The sequence below is a fragment of the Priestia sp. SIMBA_032 genome (assembly GCF_046535215.1).
Taxonomy (GTDB): domain Bacteria; phylum Bacillota; class Bacilli; order Bacillales; family Bacillaceae_H; genus Priestia; species Priestia aryabhattai.
Genome location: NZ_JAWRXD010000541.1, coordinates 1 through 277 on the forward strand (window position 1 = coordinate 1; position 277 = coordinate 277).

The 277-nt window shown below is 57.8% G+C and carries 1 protein-coding gene; it reads right to left on the minus strand.

What is annotated here, in order from left to right; translation table 11 throughout:
• Window positions 1-76 precede the first annotated feature (76 nt).
• Window positions 77-277 (minus strand): hypothetical protein (locus SB717_RS35455; RefSeq protein WP_410907614.1); only part of this gene is annotated, 201 nt, incomplete at its 5' end.

Below are 277 nucleotides of genomic sequence, written 5' to 3' on the forward strand. Positions count from 1 at the left end.
GACCTTACTGCCACAGTCCGAGTTTCCGAGGAGCCGGTTTCCTGAAGGGTTGACGTACCCCTACCTGCCAAGAGCCCTAGCCGAGATGATTCAGCGGAATCGAAATCAGCTCGCTCAAGGGCTGGATACAGTTGTAGGAGGAGTTGGTGAGCAACTGGGTGCAGCGTTCAATTCCGCGGAAGGGAAGGAAATGCACGCTTTCGAGACTACCGATACCCCAGCGCGTGGCCATGCCAAATTGGTACTGACGCCGGTTCGTCTGCGCGACGCCGACCCT